This is a genomic window from Actinospineispora spinosispora DSM 44797, assembly GCF_000429025.1.
Classification (GTDB): Bacteria; Actinomycetota; Actinomycetes; order Mycobacteriales; family Pseudonocardiaceae; genus Pseudonocardia; species Pseudonocardia spinosispora.
In genome coordinates this window covers 14,968-31,496 of the sequence record NZ_AUBB01000034.1, presented here as the reverse complement: position 1 = coordinate 31,496, position 16,529 = coordinate 14,968, and the positions used below count along the sequence as shown (strand labels likewise).

Genomic DNA, 16,529 nt, shown 5'->3' with positions numbered 1-16,529 from the left:
CCTCGGACGCGGGCGACACCGGTAGCGTCCGCATGTGTGACGGGTGCACTGCGCAACGGCCTGGCCTGGGCCGTCCGGTCCCGTCCCGGCCCCACCCCTGAACTGGACCCCCGGGAGCGGCGGCTGATCCACGCCGAACTGTGGATCGTGTTCGGGATCACCCTGGGCCTGTCCGGTCTGCGCAGCGCGCTGTCGCTGCTCCAGTCGCTGCTGCGCGGCCCGCTGTCCGACCAGCAGGTCGCACTGAACGCCCCCGCCGCGGTCAACCAGTACATCGACCTGGCACTGCAGATCGCCTTCGCCGGCCAGCTGATCGGCTGGGGAGCGCTGGGCGTGTACCTGCTGGTCCGCGCCGGTCTGACACTGCGCGACATCGGCCTGGACCGCACCCGCCCGTGGCGCGACGGCGCACTCGCCGCCGGCCTGGCCGCCCTGATCGGCATCCCCGGCCTCGCCCTGTACCTGATCGCCCACGCGCTGGGACTGGCGCTGACCGTGCAGCCGAGCACCCTCGGCGACACCTGGTGGCGCATCCCCGCGCTGATCCTGTCGGCTGCGGGCAACGCCTGGGCCGAAGAGGTCCTGCTCACCGGCTACCTGCTGAGCCGACTGCGCACCCTCGGCTGGTCGGAGAACCGCTCGATCCTGCTGTCCGCGGTCATCAGAGGCTGCTACCACCTGTACCAGGGAGCGGGCGGCGGCGTGGGCAACCTGGTCATGGGCCTGGTGTTCGGTAGGGTCTGGCAACGCACCAACCGCCTCTGGGCCCTGGTGGGCGCCCACACCCTCCTGGACGTGATCGCCTTCGTCGGCTACGCCCTGCTCAAGGGCGCAGTCGCCTGGCTGCCGTGATGCCGGCCGGCCTCCGCGCGTCGAAAGTTTCCGGTTGGGACCCCGCTCCGCTTCGCTCCGGGGGCCCGCAACCGGAAACTTGGGCGGCTTCGCCGTTCGCTTCGCTCCGGCTTCGCTGCCCTCGCTTGACGCGCGCCTGTCTGGTTGCGTTCTGCTTCGCCTGGTGCGTTTTTTGCAGTGCTTCGCGCTGAACCCCCTTCGGGGAGACTCGCGGAGCGGTGCCGAGTCGGGTTCGCACTGAACCCCCTTCGGGGAGACTCGCAGAGCGGTGCCTAGCCGGCTACGCACTGAACCCCCTCGGGGAGACTCGCGGAGCTGGCTGTGAGCTGTGTTGGCTTTGGGTGAAACCCGGTTGCGGTCGCCTCTAGCGTTCTGGGTATGCATCACTATTGACTCAGGCTTGACCCTCGGACTCCCGCTCGACTGCTGTGGTCGCTGCTGCGGGGTTTACGCGTACCGGCGGGCATCTCGGTCCTCCTGGGACTGCTGCACATGGTTCCGGTGGCGTTGATGCCCTTGGCCATCGGGCGCGCGATCGACGCGGCCATCCAGAGTGGCCTCGGGCCCCAGCTGTGGACCTGGATCGCCGCAATCCTGACGCTCGGTCTGTTGCAGGCACTCGGTGTCGGTTTCCTGGAGTTCTGGTCGACCCAGCTGTGGATTCAGGCAGGCGTCCGCGTCCAGCGGGCGGTCCTCGAACACGCGGCCCGGCTGGGCTCCGTCCTCCCCAGGCAGATTCGGGCCGGTGACGTCGTCGCGGTCGGATCGACCGACGTGTACAGCATCGGCAACCTGCTCGGATGCATCGGCCGGACAGCGGGCTCCCTGGTCGCGTTCATCGTGGTCGCCACGGTCCTGGTGACCCAGAGCCCGCTGCTCGGCGCGGTCGTCCTGGTGGGTGTTCCACTGGCGACGCTCGGGATGGCCCCGCTGTTCGGGCCGTTGCGTCGGCGCGCGGAAGCGCACCGGGACGAGGTCGGCGCCGCGACGTCGCTAGCGGCGGACATCGTGTCCGGGCTGCGGGTGCTGCGCGGTATCGGCGGTGAGCGCCGTTTCGGCGACCGGTACGCCGAGACCAGCCAGCGGGTGCGCATGGCCGGTGTCGCGGCCGGGCGGACCGAGTCCTGGCTGTCCGCGCTGGAGCTGCTGCTGCCGGGTCTGGTGACGGTCGGCGTGACCTGGCTGGGCGCGCGGCTGGCGTCCTCCGGCGACATCACCGTCGGCGAGCTGGTCGGCTTCTACGGCGCATCGGCGTTCCTGGTGATCCCGGTCAGCATCGCCTCCGACACGGTCACCACGACGACCGAGGCGCTGGTCTCGGCAGGCCGGGTCACGACGATCCTGAACCTGCGCCCGGCGCTCGACTCACCGCCGAACCCGACACCGCTATCGGCCGGCCCACTCGGGCTGGACGACCCGGACACCGGGTTGCACTGCCCGCCGGGCCGGTTGACCGTCATCACGCCCTCAGGTCCGGGGGACGAGCTGGCCGACCGGCTGGGACGTTTCGTCGAGACGCCGGTCCTGGCCGGCGGTGTGCCGCTCGCCGAGGCGGATCTCGGCGAGGTACGGCGGCGGATTCTGGTCGCGCACAACCAGGACGTGCTGTTCTCCGGTCGGCTCGCCGCCGAGATCGGCCTCGGCGGATCCCGGGTCGACCTCGAGGAGGCGCTGTGGGCGACCGACGCCAAGGACATCGTGGACGGTCTGCCCGACGGCATCGACGAACGACTGGCCGAGCGGGGCAGGCAGCTGTCCGGTGGTCAGCGTCAGCGGCTGATGCTGGCCAGGGCCCTGACCATGGACCCGGATGTGTTGCTGCTCGACGACCCGACCTCGGCGGTCGACGCGCACACCGAGTCCCGGATCGTGCGCAGGGTCGCCGCGCTGCGCAAGGGCAGGACGACGGTGGTGATCAGCCACAGCCCGCTGTGGGCCGCCGTCGCCGACCACCGGACGAGCGACCAGCAGGCGAAGGAGCCGACATCATGACCGGGTCGAAGGTGACGCCCGCGCGCAAGGCCGGTGCGCTGCCGCTGGCCGGACGCCGGGAGATGCGGGCGTGGGTGTGGCAGATCGTGACCACGCAGCGGGCCGGGTTCGTCGGCATGCTGGTGCTGTTCATGGCGGCCGCCGTGGCCGGCCTGGTCGGTCCCAGACTGCTCGGCGAGCTGGTCGAGTCGGTGCGCCCGGGTGCCCCGACCTGGCGGATCGACCTGATCGCGCTGCTGTTCCTCGCCGTGCTGCTGGTGGAGACGGTGCTGCACCGGTTCGCCCAGTTCGTCGCCGCCGTGTTCGGTGAGCGACTGCTCGCCGACGCGCGGGAAGGTCTCGTGCACCACTCCATGCGGCTGCCGCTGGACGTCGTGGAGGCGGCGGGCACCGGTGAGCTGCTGGGTCGCGCCACCACCGATGTCGACAAGCTCGACGAGGGCCTGCGCATGGCGGCGCCCCGGATCCTCGTGGCGTCGGTCATGGTGGCGCTGACGGTCGTGGCAATGGTGATCACCTCACCGCTGCTGGCGCTGGGCGGTCTGGTGTCGGCGCCGATCCTGGTGCTGGCCTCGCGCTGGTACCGGCCGAAGGCGGTACCGACCTACGAACGGACGCTCGGCTACTGGGCGCAGGTGCACGCCAGCACGCACGAGACCGTGACCGGTGCGCGCACCGTGGAGGCGCTGGGCCTTGCCGAGCGTCGGATCGCCCACCAGCACGGCGCGCTGCGCCGGGTCACCGCGGGCGAGGAACGCACCGGGCGGCTGTGGTCGTTCTACCTGGTCGCGCTGGACGGCGCGGCTCTCGCGCCGATCGCGGTCCTGCTCGTGCTCGGTACCTGGGCGTACCAGCAGGGACTGGTCGGGATCGGCGCGGTCGCGGCGATGGTGCTGTACGCGGGTGCGCTGTCCGAACCGTTGACCGAGGTGCTCAGCTGGATGGACGAGCTGCAGATCGGCGCCGCCGCGCTGCGCAGGGTGCTCGGCGTCCGGCTGGTGCCGCTACAGGCCGAGGACTCCCTCGCCGAGCCGGACGGGCGGGCGCTTCGCCTGCGCGGCGTCCGGTTCGGGTACCGGCCCGACCGTGAGGTGCTGCGCGGGATCGACCTGGACATCGAGCCGGGCGAACGCATCGCGGTGGTCGGCCCGTCCGGTTCGGGAAAGTCGACGCTCGGCAGGTTGCTGGCCGGGATCAACAACCCGGACCACGGCACCGTGCACCTCGGTGGTGTGCCGGTGGGTGCGCTGCCGTTGGAGCGGCGACGTCAGGAGATCGTGCTGGTCACCCAGGAGCAGCACGTGTTCGGCGGGACGGTGCGGGACAACCTGACGCTCAGCGGCCCCGCGCCGGACGAGCGGCTGTGGTCCGCGCTGCGCGCCGTCGGCGCCGGTCAGTGGGCGGACGGGCTGTCCGAGGGACTGGACACCAAGATCGGCTCCGGCGGTGACCCGGTACCGCCCGCGGTGACCCAGCAGATCGCGCTGGCCCGGTTGCTGTTGGCCGACCCGCACACGCTGGTGCTGGACGAGGCGACCTCGCTGCTCGACCCGTCGGCCTCCCGTGAGCTGGAACGGTCGCTCGCGGCGGTACTCACCGGCCGCACCGTCGTGATGATCACCCACCAGCTGGAGACCGCACGGTCCGCCGACCGGATCGTCGTGCTGGAGGAGGGCCGGGTCATCGAGCACGGCTCACACGAGGAGCTGATCGCGGCCGACGGTTCCTACGCGGCACTGGTGAAGACCGCCGCAGGCTAAGCCGTGAGTGATTTGGGCTGCCCGGGCAGCCCAAATCACTCACGGGTGCGGGCTAGAGTCCGGTGATGGGCAGAGCGCGGGTGGACAGTGAGGTCGGGCGGCTGCGGGCCGTGTTACTGCACCGGCCGGGAGCCGAGCTGACCAGGCTGACGCCGCGCAACAACGACCAACTGCTGTTCGACGGCATCCCGTGGGTGGCCAGGGCGCAGCAGGAGCACGACGCGTTCGCGGCGGCGCTGACCGAACGCGGCGTCGAGGTGCTCCTGCTGCCTCACCTGCTGGTGGAGACCCTCGGCTCGCCGGAAGCCAGGGAACGGGCCGTCGCGGACGTGCTGGACGAGCGGCGGCTCGGCCCACCGTTGACCACGGCGCTCGGTGCGCACCTCGGCACACTCGACGACGCCGAGCTGGCCGAGGTGCTCATGGCCGGGCTGACGTTCGCGGAGCTGCCGAACGGCGCGCCACACGCCTCGCTGGTCCACACGATGCACGAGCCAACCGACTTCGTCGTGGACCCGCTGCCCAACCTGCTGTTCACCAGGGACTCCTCGGTGTGGCTCGGCGACCGCGTGGCGATCACCTCGCTCGCGCTGCCCGCGCGTCGTCGGGAGACCGCACTCACCGACCTGATCTACGCCCACCACCCCCGGTTCGTCGGCACGGCCCGTGCCTACGAAGCGCATTCGGCACCGGTCGAGGGCGGCGACGTCCTGCTGCTCGCACCCGGTGTGCTCGCCATCGGGGTCGGCGAACGGACCACTCCCGCCGGCGCCGAGTCCCTCGCCCGGTCCGCGCTGGCCGACGGGCTCGCCGAGGCGGTGCTGGTCGTCCCGATCGCGCAGAGCAGGGCCACGATGCACCTGGACACGGTGTGCACGATGGTCGACCGGGACGCGATGGTCATGTACCCCACCGTCGCGGACACTCTCCTCGCCTACACGGTCCGCGCCGCGGGCGACGGCATCAAGGTCGACGGCCCGGCACCGTTCCGCGCGGCGGCCGCCGAGGCGATGGGCGTCGCCGAGCTGAGAGTGATCGACACCGGGCTGGACCCGGTGACCGCCGAACGCGAACAGTGGGACGACGGCAACAACACCCTCGCACTCGCGCCCGGGGTGGTCGTCGCCTACGAACGCAACACCGAGACCAACGCGCGGCTCGAGGATGCCGGCATCGAGGTCATCCGCATCGCCGGCTCGGAGCTGGGCTCCGGCCGAGGCGGCCCCCGCTGCATGTCCTGCCCCCTGGAGCGCGACCCGCTCGGGTGAACGGTTTCACGTGGAACCACCGTGCCAGGTGACATGCTTGTCACGTAAAGCAAGCGCGCACGCACTAAAGGTTGCCCTTATCCTCGGTGCATGGCCAGTACTTCCAAGTTTCCCGAGCTGCTGCTCGACCAGGTCCGGCACGAGTTCACCGCATCCCAGCAGTACACGGCGGTCGCCGTCTGGCTCGACGGTGAAGATCTGCCCCAGCTGGCCGCGCGGTTCTACGCGCAGGCGAACGAGGAACGCCAGCACGCCATGATCATGGTCCGCTACCTGCTCGACCAGGACCTTCCGGTGGCCATCCCCGGGGTGGGCGAGGTGCGCAACGAGTTCCGCACCGTCGTCGAGGTCGTCGAGCTGGCGCTGACCCAGGAGCGGGAGGTGACCGAGCAGGTCATCACACTCGCTCGGACCGCGCGCGACGAGGGCGACTACGTGGGCGAGCAGTTCATGCAGTGGTTCCTGAAGGAGCAGGTCGAGGAGGTGTCCTCGATGTCGACGCTGCTGCGGGTCGTCCAGCGTGCTGGCGACGACCTGTTCAACATCGAGAGCTTCGTCGCCCGGGAGCTGAACGGGGCCGGCGGCACGGATCCGACGGCGCCGCCTGCCGCTGGTATTTAGGTCCTTGCCTGTGCCCGGCTTAGCCCGTGCCCGACTCCAAGGCATCTCGGCTTCGCCGTCGACTCGTGAGTGGCAAGGGCGCCTATAGACGCCCGGATCACTCACGACGAAAAAGCTGTCGTGAGTGCTCCGAGCGCCTACGCCTTCGGCGCCGCTCCGCGGTAGACGCCCTTGCCACTCACGATTGCTAACGCAGCGTTACCTGGCGGCCGGCTATTGCGTCTCTTGCTCGGCGCTCGGCGTCGGTCAGGGGGGTCTTGTCCAGGTCGGACAGGGTTGTGGTCAGGAGTTTCGCGAACGCCTCGGCGGGAGCGGTCCACTCCTTGACGTGCATCTCCTTGTCCAGGTCCCAGACCGGCACCAGCAGGCCGTGCGCACGGAACGCGCCCACGTACTTCGAGCCCTCGCCGAGGCTGATCTGGTCGGCGGCGGACAGCCGGGCCAGCGCGGCCAGCAGCTGCTCCTCCGGCTCGGGGCGAACCCAGCGCAGGTGCGCCTTGTCGCCCGCGTCGACCCAGTAGGCGCCGCGGATGCCCTCGCCGCGAACGGCCTCGGTCGGCATGATCACGTTGTTCGCGTGCTCGAGCGCGGCCGCGACCTCGGCGTTCGGCGCCGGAGCAGCCTCGCCGGTCTCGGGGTCGTCCTCCGGCAGCCACCAGGAGAAGTCGCTGTGCACGGTGACTTCTAGGGTCATGTCGGCGACGACCAGGTCCTGCAGGCGGACGGGGCCCTCGCCCAGCGTCGCGCCGGACACCGGCAGCATCTCGCCCGCCTCGGCGGTCAGGCCCCAGCGCAGCGCCCTGCCGATGTCGCCGGAGATGTCACCGGTGCGGGTCTGGGTCTGCATGCCGACCCAGACGGTCCCGTTCGGCCGGACCAGTGCGGCCGCCGCGCCGGGCAGCACGCTGGCCAGCTGCACTGTGCGCCCGTCGGCGAGCTTCTTCGCCTCGGCGTTCAGCGTCAGCTCGGCGATGCCGGACGGCACGAACTCGCGCATCGCGACCAGGTCGCACTCCGCGGTCAGTCCCTCGAACGGACGCAGCACGATGACGTCGTCGCCGGATCCGTGGCAGGCCTTGTAGCGCTTGCCGGAACCACAGGGGCAGGGCTGGCGGGGGTTCGGGCCGTCCGAGCTCTGCGTCGTCGCGCGGGCCCGGTTCCTCGTCTTCTTACTCATCGCCGCATTACGGTACTCGCGTCGGCGCGACGGCCGTGCCCCGCCTCACACGCCGAGCTCAGCTGGTGCGCGCGTGCTCCCGCACGCTGACCACCCTCGGCAGCGGCATCGGCTTCGGTGGGCTCACCAGCGCGGTGAGCCATTCGACGACCTTCGCGGTGTACACGGCGGTCGCCGCCGCGACGATGTCGAGCAACGCGTGCAGGCTCACGCCGTCGGCCTTGGCCTGCACACCGGTGCGGAAACTCCAGAGCAGCGCGACGACGCCCAGCAGTACGTTGGCCGCCCACAGCCCCCACCAGATCAGCACGAGCTTCGACGGGCGAGGGCGCGCGCCGGCCGGCCGGCCCAGCGCGGCGTGCTCGACCTCGGCGAACACCGAGCCGGGCACGCTCAGATTCAGACCCGGGATGAGCCAGCCGAGGACGACCGCGCGGCGGCTCCTCGGCGGGCGAACCCCGCTGTGCTCGGCGGCCGCCTCGGTGACCTTCGGCAGCCACATCAGCAGGTAGACGCCGACCGCGACGAACATCAGCGTGCACACCCAGGACGCGGCTGTGACCAGCGAGTCCGACGCGGCGACCTCGCCGGCGCCGAGCGCGCCGGATCGGCTGCGCAGCAGCAGCACGTACCGCCAGATCTCGGCGGCGCCGGACAGCCCGGCGAGCACCGCGAGTCCGCGCAACATCGGCACCAGCAACGCCGCGTAGCCCGCGGCGGCCTCGGCGGAGGTGGGTTCGTCGGACGGCGCGCTGCTCGTCCACGGCATGGCGGGGAAGCCCCAGCGCGGGACCTCCCGGTAGCGCGGCGGCCCGGTGTAGCGGGCTCGTTTCTCCCGGGGCGGGGTCTCTTCGCCGGGCGCCCTCGGCGGGGGTACCGCCACCCAGTTGCTCGGCACCAGGAACTGCCCGCAGTGCGCGCAGAACGGCCCGGTCGCCTCCGGCGGCTGGGCGCGACCACACCTGGGGCAGTTCACGAGTGCCCTGGGAACGGGGTTCCTTGCCCGGATCCGGTGTCCAGGTAGGTGCAGCGCAAGGCGAAAAGGCGGCCCGATACCGCTGTTGTATCGGGCCGCCTTTTCAACGCAGCGGGGCGCCTACCTGGGCGCCGGAGCCGGGTGAGACGACCTCGTTCCCAGGGCACTTAGATGACCTGCGGGTCGGCCGGGCCGTCGGCGACCATCGGGCGACCGGCGCGGGCCCAGGCCTGCATGCCGCCGTCGACGTTGACCGCCGGGTAGCCCTGCGCGACCAGGAACTGCGTCACCCGCGCCGAGCGACCGCCGGAGCGGCAGATCACGTACAGCGGGTCCTCGTCGTCGGGCAGCTCGGAGAGCCGGCCGGTGATCTCACCCATCGGCAGGTGAATCGCACTGGGCGCGCGACCGGCGGCCCATTCGTCGGGCTCGCGCACATCGATCGGGCGGGCGCCGTCCGGCAGCCCGTCGATCCCCACCGTCGGCACCTGAGAAGAAGTCACGAACACCATCCTGCCAGCCACCCCCGTAAAACAGCCGTGAGTGCCGCGGTCGCCCGGGGGCGGCCGCGGCACTCACGGCTTGGTGATCAGTGCTGGACGGGGGTGTCCGACTTCTCCGAGCCGGCGCCGGTCAGCGACCGGACCTCCATCTCGGCGTAGCCGCGCTCCGCCCCGACCTCCCGGCTACCGACGTAGGTGCCGACGACGCCGAGGATGAACGACAGCGGGATCGACACCAGGCCCGGGTTGGACAGCGGGAACAGGTGGAAGTCCATGTGCAGCATCGACGTGTACTTGCCGTCCTTCGGCGGACCGGACACGGCGGGCGAGAAGATGATCAGCACGACCGAGCTGATCAGACCGCCGTAGATGCTGAACAGCGCACCCGTGGTGTTGAACCGCTTCCAGAACAGCGAGTACAGCAGCGTAGGCAGGTTCGCCGACGCCGCGACGGCGAACGCCAGCGCGACCAGGAACGCCACGTTCTGCCCGTTCGCCAGGATGCCGCCGACGACCGCAACGACGCCGATCACCAGTGCGGTCCGTCGCGCGATCCGCACCTCGGCGTCCGGCGCCGCGTTGCGCTTGAGCACGTTGGCGTACACGTCGTGCGCGAAGGACGCCGACGCGGTGATCGTCAACCCGGCCACGACCGCGAGGATCGTGGCGAACGCGACCGCCGAGATCAGCCCGAGCAGCACCTCACCGCCGAGCTCGAACGCGAGCAGCGGTGCCGCCGAGTTCACCCCACCCGGAGCGTTGGTGATCTTGTCCGGTCCGACCATGGCGGCCGCGCCGTAGCCAAGCACCAGGGTGAACAGGTAGAAGATGCCGATCAGCCAGATCGCCCACACCACGGAACGACGCGCTTCCTTGGCGCTGGGCACCGTGTAGAAGCGCATCAGGATGTGCGGCAGGCCGGCGGTACCGAGCACCAGCGCCAGTCCGAGCGACACGAAGTCGATCTTCGAGGTGGCCGTCTTGCCGTACTGCAGACCGGGCCCGAGGATCTTCTCGCCGGACTTCGGGCTCATCTCGACGGCCTTGCCGAGCAGCCCGGAGAGGTTGAAGCCGAAGATGCCGAGCACCCAGACGGTCATCACCGCGGCGCCGACCAGCAGCAGCGTCGCCTTGATGATCTGCACCCAGGTGGTGCCCTTCATCCCGCCGACCAGCACGTAGACGATCATCAGGATGCCGACGATGGCGATCACCAGCGACTGGCCGTCGAAGAAGGTGTTCTTGTCGTCGTCGATGCCGAGCAGCAGTGAGATCAGACCGCCGGCACCCGCCATCTGCGCGAGCAGGTAGAAGAACGACACGACGAGCGTGGACACCGCGGCGGCCGCGCGCACCGGACGCTGGCGCATCCGGAAGCTGAGCACGTCGCCCATGGTGAACTTGCCCGTGTTCCGCAGCAGCTCCGCGACCAGCAGCAACGCCACCAGCCAGGCCACCAGGAAGCCGATCGAGTACAGGAAGCCGTCGTAGCCGACGGTGGCGATCGCGCCCGCGATGCCGAGGAACGACGCGGCGGACAGGTAGTCGCCGGAGATCGCGATGCCGTTCTGCGGGCCGGTGAAGGAGCGTCCGGCCGCGTAGTAGTCGGCCGCCGACCGGTTGCGTCGGCCGGCCTGGAACACGACGATCAGCGTGATCAGCACGAACACCAGGAAGATCGCGATGTTCAGTGCCGGCTTGCCGACCACCACCGCGGCCAGCGTGGTCTGGGTCACTGGTCGTCCCCTTCGATCTGAATACGCAGCCGCTCCGCGGCCGGGTCGAGGTTCTTGTTCGCGTACTTGACGTACACGGTCGTGATCACGAACGTGCTCACGAACTGCAGCACCCCGATCAGCAGACCGACGTTCAGGTTGCCGGTCAGCTTCGTGGACATGAACTCGGGCTCGTACGCGGCCAGCAGCACGTATGCCAGATACCAGACCAGGAACGCGACACTCATCGGAAAGACGAACCGGCGCAGCCTGCTGCGCAGATCGGCGAACTCCGGGCTTGCCTGAACCTGCTCATACATCGTGACCGACGGGCCACCCGGGCCGGCCGGGTCTCCCATCGATCCCGCACTCGTTGCGTTCACGAGGCCTCCCTAACGACTTTCTTTGGTGCCCGGATCGAATCGCACGGTATTCACTTGACCACGCACAGTGGTCGCAGCCACATTAGAACAAGCTCAGAAAAGTAACCCCGCAGGTTAAGAACTCGTATGTCGCGACGGGGCGAAATCACTCGTTCGTGCTAGCGCGGAGGCTCCAACCTCGTCGCTTTCACTCCCGTACCGGGAACACCATAGCCGGGGATGACATCCTCGATGCTCTCGTCGATCTCACCGGCCGGGGTGCCGCTCTGGGCCAGACCCAGACGCTCCGGTGCGTGCATGCGCAACAACAGTCGGAAGACGTCGGTCGGCACACGCTTCCTGGTCATCCGGCTCACCAGGACCATCGTGAGGAACGCCAACGGCACCGTGACCAGCGCGGGGCGCTCCAACAGGATGCGCCACTCGGTGCCCTCACCCAGCGAAGACAGGCCGCGGGTCGCCACCGCGACCACCGAGGTGACACCACCGGCGATCAGACCGCACAACGCACCCCGATCGGTCAGCCCGCGCCACCAGATACCCAGCACCAGCAGCGGGCAGAAGGTGGACGCCGCGACCGAGAACGGGAACGACACCGCCACCAACGCGTCCGGCCGGGGCACCAGCACCGAGATGATCAGCGGGACGACTCCGGCGACGATCGCGGCGACCCGGAAGTCCCGCAGCCGCTTGAACCGCGTGGGGCTCGCGGACAGCACACCCGCGATCCCGACGACCAACCCGCAGGACGTCGACAGGAACGCCGCCCACGCCCCGGCGGCGATGAGCCCGGCCAGCAGGTTCGCGAACAGCCCCATCCCGAGCGCGGCGTTCGGCAGCAACAGGACGGCGGCATCGGTGTCCCCGTTGACCAGCAGCTGCGGCACGTACAACCGGGACAGCGCGCCGAGCAGCGTCGGGAGCAGGTAGAACGCGCCGAGCAGGCCCAGGACCAGCACCGTGGTGCGCCGCGTCGTTCGCCCGTCGGGGTTCGTGTAGAAGCGCACCAGCACGTGCGGCAGACCCATCGTGCCCAGGAACGCGGCCAGCAGCAGCGAGTAGATACCGACCAGGCGGTTCGGGTCGTTGCCTTCCTTCGTGCTCGGCGCCAGCCAGATCGAGTCCCGGTCGGGCGCCCCCACCGCGACCGGAACCGGCGAGTTCGCCGAGAACATCAGGGTGGAGCCGGCCAGCACCGTGTGGTTGCCCTGTCCCCAGGTCACCGGCCCCATGCGCTGTTCGCCGTCGATGACGCCGTTGCCGTTGAACCGCACCGGCTGTGTCACCCGCAGCGTCACATCGGTCGTGACGTTCACCGTTGAGTCCTGCGGGAACTGCGGCGGCACGGGCCGGTTGAACGGCTGATGGTTCCCGCCTACCAGCACGAACAGCGCCACGACCGGCACCGACAGCGCGGTCAGCTTGAGCCAGAACTGGAACGCCTGCACGAACGTGATGGAGCGCATGCCGCCGAACACGACGGTGGCCACCACCACCATGCTGGCCGCCAGCATGCCGGACCACGGCGGCAGATCGGGCACCACCGTCGCGGCGGTCAGGCCGGCGCCCTGCAGCTGCGGCACCAGGTACATCCAGCCGATGACGATCACCAGGATCGTGCTGGCCCGCTGCACCGAGGGGCTGCGCAGACGGAACTCGGCGAAGTCCGGCACCGAGTACGCACCGGAGCGGCGCAACGGCGCGGACACGAACAGCAGCAGCGCCAGATAGCCGGCGGTGAACCCGACCGGGTACCACAACGCGTCCGGCCCGTCCTTCAGGATCAGCCCGCAGACGCCGAGGAACGACGCGGCGGACAGGTACTCGCCGGAGATCGCGCTGGCGTTGGTCGCCGACCCCACGGTCCGGGACGCGACCAGGAAGTCCGTCGTGTCCCGGGCGAACCGAACCCCGAACGAGCCGATGACGACCGAGGCCACCACAACGATCGCGATGCACGTGAGTGCAACCACAGCCCCCGGCGACATGTTGGGTGATGTTACGGGTAGTTGACCCGAAGATCTTGTCTGCGCGCACAAACGCGCCTTGTGCTCGCCCACGACCACTCGCGGCGCGACACCCCGCACCACATACCCAGCCACCTCACCCGGCGCCGACAAGTTGGTGACGCACGTTGCAAGGGCGGGCCCCGCAAGGCGGGCCGAAGGCCGTTCCGCCGAAGGCGGGTAGTGCCTAAGGGGCGGCTCCCAAGCCGGGGCACGAAGCGCGCGCGTCGCCGAAGGCGACATTCTTCCGAGTGGGCCCCCGAAGGGGGTCCGCGAGGAAAAACCCCAGGCAGCGAGCCGTTAGGCGAGCCGCCTGGATCGTTCCCGGTTGGCCCGGAGGGCCTGCCGGGAACGATGGCGCGCGGAACAGGCAATCAGTTCTGGATGTGGTCGGCGAAGATTTGTTCCAGCTTTTCGGCTGAGCGCGAGTAGAGCCAGCCCAACAGGATCATGAAAGGGTAGGCGACCACGCCCAGCAGGAGCCAGGGCAGGCGCAGGCCGAACAGCTCGAATCTGCCCAGGTCGGGGGCCAGGTAGAAGGCCGTGGGCAGTACTCCCAGGGCCAGCACCGCGATGCCGCCTATGCGCAGGGCCAGGGACAGCTGGGAGCGGATGAGGCTGGATGCGAGCATCTGCCCCACCTCGGTCAGCTCCTGGACGTCCACCACCGTGCGGACCGGGCGGGCCTGGCTCTTGCGCTGGGACAGGACCACCCGGACGCGTTTGCCGGTCGGCGCGATCGGCTCCGGTTCGGGCAGCGCCGAGACGAGCACGGCCCTGCGGTCGTCGTCATCGTCGTCGTCATCGTCGTCGCTGAAGTCGGGCACCTTGACGGGCTGGCTCGACTCGGGGCGCGCGGGGCGAGGCGGCTCCATCGGGTCTTCCCGGATGCGGGAGAAGACCTCGGTGACCTCGGTTGCGGACACCGCGTTCGGGCCGGCCATGTCGATCGAGTGCCGGGGCACGTAGGAGTCGAGCCGGGGGCCGCGCAGCTGCGGCATGCCCTGGCCGCCGTCCCCCCGGCGCGCGTGCCTGCCGCTGCTGCTGGGATGCGGCGCGGGGTCCTCGGGCGGCAGCGGTACCGGTGGCGGTGGCTGCAGCGGCACGACGGCGGACGGGCCGGTGTCGAACGTCCCGATGGAGCCGACGACCCGAGGCAGACCACCGGTGTCGGTCGGCTCGAACCGGGTGGTCGGCTGATCGGTCTCGTCGTCGCGCGCGGTACGTGGGCCGGGCGGGTCGGCGGGTTCCTCCGACTCCGCGACGTCCCAGTTGAAGCTAGACGGCAGGTTGCCGTCTTTGCTCATCTCTGACTCCACGCCTGCTTCGTCGCGCGGACGAGCCGGTCCTTCAGCTCACGGGTGTGCCGGCGGCTGACCGGGAGCTCGGCGGTCTCCGGGCCGGAGCCGATGCGCACGACGTAGCCGGAGCCGGACAGCCGAAGCTCGGTGACCAGCGGCAACGACACCAGGTACGAGCGGTGGATGCGCACGAAACCGGCGTCGCGCCAACGGTCCTCCAGGACCGACAGCGGGATTCGCACCAGGTGGCTCTTGTTGTCGTTGGTGTGCAGCCGCGCGTAGTCGCCCTGCGCCTCGACGTAGCGCACAGCGGACCGGGGCACGAGCTTGGTCGTGCCGGCGAGCTCGACCGGGATGACCTCGTCGTCGCCGCCACCGCCGTCGCTGGCGCCGCCCTCGTTGCTGGCGGCCACCCTGCTGGACAGCAGGCGGTCCAGCGCGCCGCGCAGCCGGTCGGAGCGCAGCGGCTTGAGCAGGTAGTCGACCGCGCCGACCTCGAAGGCGTCGACCGCGCGGTCGTCGTGCGCGGTGACGAACACGACGGCGGGCTGGACCTTCATCCGGGACAGGATCTTGGCCAGCTCGAGGCCGTCGAGCCCGGGCATGCGGATGTCGAGGAACACCACGTCGACGTCGGTGTCGGTCGCGATCGGCTGACCGGTGAACGGGTGCACCGGCGCGCCGGGCTGGGCGCCGTTGTGTCCGCCGGGGCTGCGCCGCTCCCTGGTGCTGAGCATGCGCAACGCGTCGTTCGCATTGGTCGAGGTCAACACCACGCTGACGCGCTGGTCTTGTTTCAGCAGGTACTCGAGTTCGTCGAGTGCGGGCTGTTCGTCGTCAACGGCTAGGACGACGAGCCCGCCGGAGCCATCTGCGTTGTTCACAATCTCCTCATCCTGCCCAATTCCACCAGGTGTGACGCTCATCATTGCACTGCTGCTACTACCTGTGGGTCACCATCGGACCTTCACATGGTGACTGTCATTCGTGTGGAGTGCCAGGCCCAACACGTTTTTGCCGACATTGCACGCCATTGTGCTACGAGCCTCTGTTATGTCTGATACCGCCCACGCACATGCAGTCAGAGTCCGAACCGTGACCACGCGGCCCGGGTCTCCAGCGCCTGCAGCAGCTCGTTGACCAGGCCGTCGCTCGACAGCCGGCTCGATACCCCGGCGCCCATGCCGAGGCGCGCGAGCAGCGGCTTCCTGCCCTCCACCAGCGCGGGCTCGGCGTCCGGGAAGCGGCGGGCCAGGATCTCCCGCGCCGTGCCGAGCCCGTCGACCAGGCCCAGCTTGCTCGCCGCGGCACCGGTCCACACCTCGCCGGTGAACAGCTCCTTCGACGGGTCCTTCGCGGTGAGCCGGTCACCTCGACGGCTGGACACCCACTCCTTGAACAGGTCGTGCAGCTGGTCCTGCATATCGCTCAACCAGGCGACATCCTCCGGCTTCTCCGGCAGGAACGGGTCGAGGCGCGACTTGTTGTTGCCCGCCGTGTACAGCCGGCGCTCCACGCCGACGCGCTCCAGCAGTCCGGAGAGCCCGAAGCTCTGGCTCACCACGCCGATCGAGCCGACCAGCGACGTCGGGTGCGCGTAGATCTCGTCGGCGGCGCAGGCCAGCCAGTACCCGCCGGACGCGGCGACGTCCTCGCAGAAGGCCAGCACCGGAATCCCGTGCTCCTCGGCGAGGCCCCGGATGCGGTCGGAGATCAGCGCGGACTGGGTCGGCGCGCCACCCGGAGAATTGATCATCAGCGCGACGGCCGCGACCTTGTCCGCCTCGAACGCGCGCTTGAGCACCGGCTCCACCGCGGTCATGTTGATCACCGAGCGGGCCAGCGGCCCCACCGACGGCGTGATCACCCCGTGCAGGCGCACGACACTCACGACGGATTTGTCCCCGCGCTCGCCGAGCTTGCCCGGCAGTCGGTCGGTCACTTCCTTCGGAAGCCTGTCCAGCAAGGTTGTCAT

Annotated in this window: 14 protein-coding genes; 5 read left to right on the top strand and 9 right to left on the bottom strand. The window is 69.9% G+C overall.

Going from position 1 to position 16,529, the window contains the following annotated elements:
* The first annotated feature begins 36 nt into the window (after positions 1-36).
* The 5 genes from G406_RS0116795 to G406_RS0116775 all read left to right on the top strand — a co-directional run bounded on the left by G406_RS0116795 (position 37) and on the right by G406_RS0116775 (position 6,493).
* A complete protein-coding gene (locus tag G406_RS0116795) occupies positions 37-852 on the top strand; it encodes a CPBP family intramembrane glutamic endopeptidase (protein ID WP_028934723.1) in 816 nt (271 codons plus the stop codon).
* A 423-nt stretch (positions 853-1,275) separates the two neighbouring features.
* Positions 1,276-2,844: an ABC transporter ATP-binding protein gene (locus tag G406_RS0116790; protein WP_028934722.1), complete on the top strand. Its 1,569-nt coding sequence runs from the start codon at positions 1,276-1,278 to the stop codon at positions 2,842-2,844.
* The gene (locus tag G406_RS0116785; RefSeq protein WP_051342218.1) at positions 2,841-4,604 is read left to right on the top strand and encodes an ABC transporter ATP-binding protein; all 1,764 of its coding nucleotides are present in this window, start codon (positions 2,841-2,843) and stop codon (positions 4,602-4,604) included. The genes G406_RS0116790 and G406_RS0116785 overlap by 4 nt, the downstream gene beginning before the upstream one ends.
* 65 nt (positions 4,605-4,669) lie before the next feature.
* A complete protein-coding gene (arcA, locus tag G406_RS0116780) occupies positions 4,670-5,872 on the top strand; it encodes an arginine deiminase (RefSeq protein WP_037077066.1) in 1,203 nt (400 codons plus the stop codon).
* Between the two features lie 90 nt (positions 5,873-5,962).
* Positions 5,963-6,493, top strand: coding sequence for a ferritin (locus G406_RS0116775; RefSeq protein ID WP_028934719.1), 531 nt, complete (start codon positions 5,963-5,965; stop codon positions 6,491-6,493).
* A gap of 187 nt (positions 6,494-6,680) precedes the next feature.
* Here the strand turns inward: G406_RS0116775 and G406_RS0116770 are convergent, their stop codons facing one another.
* The 9 genes from G406_RS0116770 to G406_RS0116730 form a co-directional block, all read right to left on the bottom strand.
* On the bottom strand, positions 6,681-7,670 hold the full coding sequence (locus tag G406_RS0116770) for a DUF5926 family protein (protein WP_028934718.1): 990 nt from the start codon (positions 7,668-7,670) through the stop codon (positions 6,681-6,683).
* Positions 7,671-7,728: 58 nt separating this feature from the next.
* Positions 7,729-8,646 (bottom strand): DUF4328 domain-containing protein, encoded by a 918-nt coding sequence (locus tag G406_RS0116765; RefSeq protein ID WP_084216128.1) that lies wholly within the window; start codon positions 8,644-8,646, stop codon positions 7,729-7,731.
* A 167-nt stretch (positions 8,647-8,813) separates the two neighbouring features.
* Positions 8,814-9,158, bottom strand: coding sequence for a rhodanese-like domain-containing protein (locus G406_RS0116760; protein ID WP_037077064.1), 345 nt, complete (start codon positions 9,156-9,158; stop codon positions 8,814-8,816).
* 77 nt (positions 9,159-9,235) lie between these two features.
* Positions 9,236-10,885: a solute symporter family protein gene (locus G406_RS0116755; RefSeq protein WP_037077062.1), complete on the bottom strand. Its 1,650-nt coding sequence runs from the start codon at positions 10,883-10,885 to the stop codon at positions 9,236-9,238.
* Positions 10,882-11,223, bottom strand: coding sequence for a DUF485 domain-containing protein (locus tag G406_RS0116750; RefSeq protein WP_028934714.1), 342 nt, complete (start codon positions 11,221-11,223; stop codon positions 10,882-10,884). The genes G406_RS0116755 and G406_RS0116750 overlap by 4 nt, the downstream gene beginning before the upstream one ends.
* A 182-nt stretch (positions 11,224-11,405) precedes the next feature.
* Positions 11,406-13,235: a sodium/solute symporter gene (locus G406_RS47470; RefSeq protein WP_084216127.1), complete on the bottom strand. Its 1,830-nt coding sequence runs from the start codon at positions 13,233-13,235 to the stop codon at positions 11,406-11,408.
* Between the two features lie 392 nt (positions 13,236-13,627).
* The gene (locus G406_RS55725; protein WP_051342217.1) at positions 13,628-14,560 is read right to left on the bottom strand and encodes a hypothetical protein; all 933 of its coding nucleotides are present in this window, start codon (positions 14,558-14,560) and stop codon (positions 13,628-13,630) included.
* Positions 14,557-15,438, bottom strand: coding sequence for a LytR/AlgR family response regulator transcription factor (locus G406_RS0116735; RefSeq protein ID WP_028934712.1), 882 nt, complete (start codon positions 15,436-15,438; stop codon positions 14,557-14,559). Before G406_RS0116735 ends, G406_RS55725 begins: the two co-directional genes overlap by 4 nt.
* Before the next feature lie 197 nt (positions 15,439-15,635).
* Positions 15,636-16,529: a S49 family peptidase gene (locus G406_RS0116730; protein WP_028934711.1), complete on the bottom strand. Its 894-nt coding sequence runs from the start codon at positions 16,527-16,529 to the stop codon at positions 15,636-15,638.

Coding starts and splice junctions, on each gene's coding strand:
- G406_RS0116785 (WP_051342218.1), top strand. CDS start 2,841: ATGACCGGGTCGAAGGTGACGCCCGCGCGCAAGGCCGGTGCGCTGCCG.
- arcA (WP_037077066.1), top strand. CDS start 4,670: ATGGGCAGAGCGCGGGTGGACAGTGAGGTCGGGCGGCTGCGGGCCGTG.
- G406_RS0116775 (WP_028934719.1), top strand. CDS start 5,963: ATGGCCAGTACTTCCAAGTTTCCCGAGCTGCTGCTCGACCAGGTCCGG.
- G406_RS0116770 (WP_028934718.1), bottom strand. CDS start 7,670: ATGAGTAAGAAGACGAGGAACCGGGCCCGCGCGACGACGCAGAGCTCG.
- G406_RS0116760 (WP_037077064.1), bottom strand. CDS start 9,158: ATGGTGTTCGTGACTTCTTCTCAGGTGCCGACGGTGGGGATCGACGGG.
- G406_RS0116750 (WP_028934714.1), bottom strand. CDS start 11,223: ATGGGAGACCCGGCCGGCCCGGGTGGCCCGTCGGTCACGATGTATGAG.
- G406_RS47470 (WP_084216127.1), bottom strand. CDS start 13,235: ATGTCGCCGGGGGCTGTGGTTGCACTCACGTGCATCGCGATCGTTGTG.
- G406_RS55725 (WP_051342217.1), bottom strand. CDS start 14,560: ATGAGCAAAGACGGCAACCTGCCGTCTAGCTTCAACTGGGACGTCGCG.
- G406_RS0116730 (WP_028934711.1), bottom strand. CDS start 16,529: ATGACAACCTTGCTGGACAGGCTTCCGAAGGAAGTGACCGACCGACTG.